Origin of the sequence: Flavobacterium sp. (assembly GCF_003525665.1) — a bacterium.
In the GTDB taxonomy this organism is placed as follows: domain Bacteria; phylum Bacteroidota; class Bacteroidia; order Flavobacteriales; family Flavobacteriaceae; genus Flavobacterium.
The window spans coordinates 1-4586 of record NZ_DQDX01000166.1; the positions used below are offsets into that span (position 1 = coordinate 1).

Genomic DNA, 4586 nt, shown 5'->3' on the forward strand with positions numbered 1-4586 from the left:
GCCATCTTTGTGAACTTCATAATGTAAATGTGGCGCCTGACTTCTTCCTGTGCTTCCAACATAACCAATGATGTCGCCGCGTTTTACTCGTTGTCCTTGTCGCACTTTGTATTTGCTTAAATGCGCATACAATGTTAAATATCCAAACCCGTGACTTATTTCAATATGATTTCCATATCCTGATAACGAATTGTCTGCTTTTGCCACAACGCCATCACCAGTTGCGTAAATTGGCGTTCCAGTTTTTGCTGTAAAATCCATTCCTTCGTGCATCTTTCTTGCTTTGGTAAATGGGTCGGTTCTGTATCCAAATCCAGATGCCATTTGCTTTAGATCTTCATTTTTTACCGGTTGAATGGCTGGAACTGCACTCAATAATTTATCTTTTGCTTTGGCTAATTTCAAAATTTCATCCAACGATTTCGATTGAAATGCCAATGCTTTTGAAATGCCATCAACTTTTTTTGATGTGTTTATTACCAAATCAGAATTGTTGTAACCTTCTAATTCTTTATAACGTGCAATATCAATAATTCCTCTTCTTTTTTCGTTCGAAATTGGAGCCGAATTAAAATAAACTCGATATAAATTGTTGTCTCGTTCTTCTAAATCTGCTGCAACTTGCTCAATATTTTCAATTTTTTTGTTCAAAATCGAATAGCGAATCTTCATATTATCAATTTCTCGCGCCTGAATCTTGTCTTTTGGCGTTTCAAAATAAGGCGTATTCATTAAAACTACAAAACATAGAAATCCGAATAACGCCGATGCAAGTAGAAATAACAAGGCATAACCAACTTTTTTCCTCTTTTGAGGTTTGATTTTATGGTAGGCTAGATTTTCTGTATCGTAATAATACTTAACTTTCTTCGACATTTCTTAAATTATACTATTTTTGTAATCGTTTTAAGAATAACAATGGTTATACGAACAAATTTAAGAAATGTTTCAAACTAAACTATTTTTATTTTTAAATTGTAGTAATTTCATTAACAATAAATAGTCACTATGGATATCGTAAAAGTGGAAGCTGTTTTTGATGCCACCAAATCACAAGTTTGGGAGGCGTTAACCAATACTGAAATTATGAAAGTTTGGTATTTTGATATTTCAAATTTCAAATTGGTTGTTGGAAGTGAATTTTCATTTTACGAAGGTGACAAAAAAGAATATTTGCACGAAGGTGAGATTTTGAAAGCAGAACAAAATAAAGTATTGCAACACACCTGGAAACATCCACAGCAATCCAAAGGAAGTTCCATTGTAACTTGGGAAATTGAAGAATCTGGCGACAATAAAGTAAAAGTTACGTTATCGCATGAAGGTTTAGAAAATTTTGCTGATGGCGGACCAAATTTTGCTCCAGCAAATTACGAAATGGGTTGGAATGCCATTGTGAAAACCAATTTGAGAAACTATCTTTACGGCATTAAAAAAATAGTTTTCGAACAAGAAATTAAGGCATCTGCAGAAACGGTTTGGAATAAAATGTGGGATAAAAAATCGTACACTGATTGGACAACACCTTTTTGTGCTGGAACTTATTTTACAGGAGAAATTGAATTAGGGAGCAGAATTCATTTTGTTGCTCCAAGTTTTGAAGGAATGTACAGCGATGTTTTTTATCTAATTCCAAATAAATTAATTATTTTTAAACACATTGGAATGTTGAAAGATTTAAAAGAATTACCAATCGATGCCGAAGCAGAAAAATGGACAGGAAGTTTTGAAACCTATAAATTAAATGAAGAAAACAGAGTTACAACAGTAACAGCAGAAATCGATTGTGTTCCAGAATACATTGATTACATGAACGAAAAATTTCCATTAGCATTACAAGAATTAAAAAAAATATCAGAAAATATAAAATAATGAAATCACAAGACATTCGTAAAGCATACCTCAATTTCTTTGAATCAAAAGGACATTTAATTGTTCCATCGGCACCAATTGTGCTTAAAGACGATCCAACCTTGATGTTTAACAACTCAGGAATGGCGCAATTCAAAGAATACTTTTTAGGAAACGGAACTCCAAAAAGTCCAAGAATAGCCGATACGCAAAAATGTCTTCGTGTTTCAGGAAAACACAATGATTTGGAAGATGTAGGTTTTGACACTTATCATCATACTATGTTCGAAATGCTTGGAAACTGGTCGTTTGGCGATTATTTCAAGAAAGAAGCATTGGATTGGGCTTGGGAATTTCTTACAGAAGTTTTAAAATTAGATAAAGACCGTTTGTATGTTTCTGTATTTGAAGGAAATCCTGCAGAAAATGTTGCTTTCGACCAAGAAGCTTGGGATATTTGGAAACAATACGTTTCAGAAGACCGAATCATTCTTGGAAATAAAAAAGATAACTTTTGGGAAATGGGCGATCAGGGTCCGTGTGGTCCATGTTCAGAAATTCATATCGATTTAAGAACCGACGCGGAAAGAGCTGCAGTTTCTGGAAGAAGTTTAGTAAATGCCGATCATCCGCAAGTGGTTGAAATTTGGAACAACGTTTTCATGGAATTCAACAGAAAAGCTGATGGTTCGTTAGAAAAACTACCAGCACAACACGTTGATACCGGAATGGGATTTGAGCGTTTGTGTATGGCAATTCAAAATGTGACTTCCAATTATGATACGGATGTTTTTACGCCGCTAATCGAAAAAATTGAACAAATTACAGGATTAAAATATACTTCAAACGAAGTTAAAAACGTTTCAGAAGAACAAAATAAAACTAACATAGCTATTCGTGTAATTGTCGATCACGTTCGTGCCGTTGCGTTTGCAATTGCTGACGGACAACTTCCATCTAATACTGGTGCAGGTTATGTGATTCGCAGAATTTTGCGTCGTGCGATTCGCTATGGATATTCATTTTTAAATACAAGCGAACCTTTTATTTTTAAATTGGTAGAAGTTTTAGCGAATCAAATGGGCGAATTTTTCCCAGAAATTAAATCGCAACAGCAATTGGTTACGAATGTTATTCGTGAAGAAGAAGCTTCTTTTATTAGAACTTTGGAAAAAGGGATTAATTATTACAAATCATTTTCTCTATCTTACACAAACAGGTTGAATGCTTTAAAACTTGAGGGAAAGACTCCTGAAAAAGGAGATAATATATTTTCTGGTGCAATAGCATTTGAATTGTATGACACATATGGATTTCCATATGATTTAACTGTTTTATTAGCAAAAGAAGATGGGCTTATCGTAAATGAGACAGAATTTAGTTTGAATATGCAATCTCAAAAAGCGCGCTCTCGTGCAGCATCAGAAGTTTCAACCGAAGATTGGTCGGTTTTGATTCCAGGAAATGTAGAAACTTTCGTTGGTTATGACCAAACAGAAAACGAAGTGAAAATTACTCGAATTCGTAAAGTTGATTCTAAAAAAGACGGAATATTATATCAAATAGTTTTAGACAACACACCATTTTATCCAGAAGGTGGAGGACAAGTTGGTGACAAAGGAACCTTAGTTTCTGCTAACGAAACCATTGATATTATTGACACAAAGAAAGAGAACAACTTAATATTACATTTCGCAAAACAACTTCCAGAAAATCTTGAAGCTGGTTTTGTAGCCAAAGTAAACACCGATTTAAGAACGTCAACTTCTAAAAATCACTCGGCTACGCACTTGATGCACTTGGCTTTGAGAAACATTCTTGGAACGCATGTCGAGCAAAAAGGTTCGTTGGTAAATCCAAATTACTTGCGTTTCGACTTTTCGCATTTTTCTAAAGTTTCTGATGATGAATTACGTCAGGTTGAAGCAAGTGTGAACGCTCAAATTGAAGCACAATTGCAATTGGTAGAACACAGAAATATTCCAATAAAAGAAGCATTGGAAAAAGGTGCGATGGCTTTATTTGGAGAAAAATATGGTGATTCAGTTCGAATGATAGAATTTGGCGATAGCAAAGAACTTTGTGGTGGAATTCACGTGAAAAACACTGCTGAAATCTGGCATTTCAAAATCATTTCAGAAGGTGCAGTTGCGGCAGGAATTCGTCGAATTGAAGCAATTACTGGCGATGCTGTGAAAGATTTCTACAAAAATCAAGAAAGTACTTTAGCGGAAATTAAAGAAACGTTGAAAAATCCACAAGATATTTTAAAATCAGTAGCTTCATTGCAAGACGATAATGCGAAGTTGAAAAAACAAATTGAGCAATTATTGAAAGAAAAAATCGACGGATTAAAAAATACTTTAGTTTCAGATTTTCAGGAAATAAACGGAATTAACTTTTTGTCAAAACAAGTTGATTTATCGATGAGCGCAACCAAAGATTTAGCACAAGCAATCGGAACTTCAAAACCAAATTCGTTCGTATTTTTAGCTTCAATTGAAGATAATACTCCAAATATTCATTGTTACATTTCGAAAGAATTAGTGGCAGAAAAATCTTTAAATGCAGGAAATGTAATTAGAGAATTAGGAAAGTATATTGACGGAAATGGTGGAGGACAACCATTCTTTGCATCTGGAAAAGGAAAAAATGTAAACGGAATTAAAGAAGCTTTGGAGAAAGCTGTTGATTTTGTAAAGTAGTTTTAACTTTGACTAGTCCTAAATAATCGA

Annotated in this window: 3 protein-coding genes; 2 read left to right on the forward strand and 1 reads right to left on the reverse strand. The window is 34.1% G+C overall.

The window, feature by feature from the left end; genetic code table 11:
• A partial coding sequence (locus DIU01_RS11620; RefSeq protein WP_290834628.1) for a M23 family metallopeptidase occupies positions 1-876 on the reverse strand: 876 nt, incomplete at its 3' end.
• A 132-nt stretch (positions 877-1008) separates the two neighbouring features.
• On the opposite strand from DIU01_RS11620, the gene DIU01_RS11625 reads away from it, so the two are divergent.
• Together DIU01_RS11625 and alaS are read left to right on the forward strand one after the other, a co-directional pair.
• A complete protein-coding gene (locus DIU01_RS11625) occupies positions 1009-1872 on the forward strand; it encodes an SRPBCC domain-containing protein (protein WP_290834630.1) in 864 nt (287 codons plus the stop codon).
• A complete protein-coding gene (alaS, locus tag DIU01_RS11630) occupies positions 1872-4556 on the forward strand; it encodes an alanine--tRNA ligase (RefSeq protein WP_290834632.1) in 2685 nt (894 codons plus the stop codon). Before DIU01_RS11625 ends, alaS begins: the two co-directional genes overlap by 1 nt.
• Positions 4557-4586 lie beyond the last annotated feature (30 nt).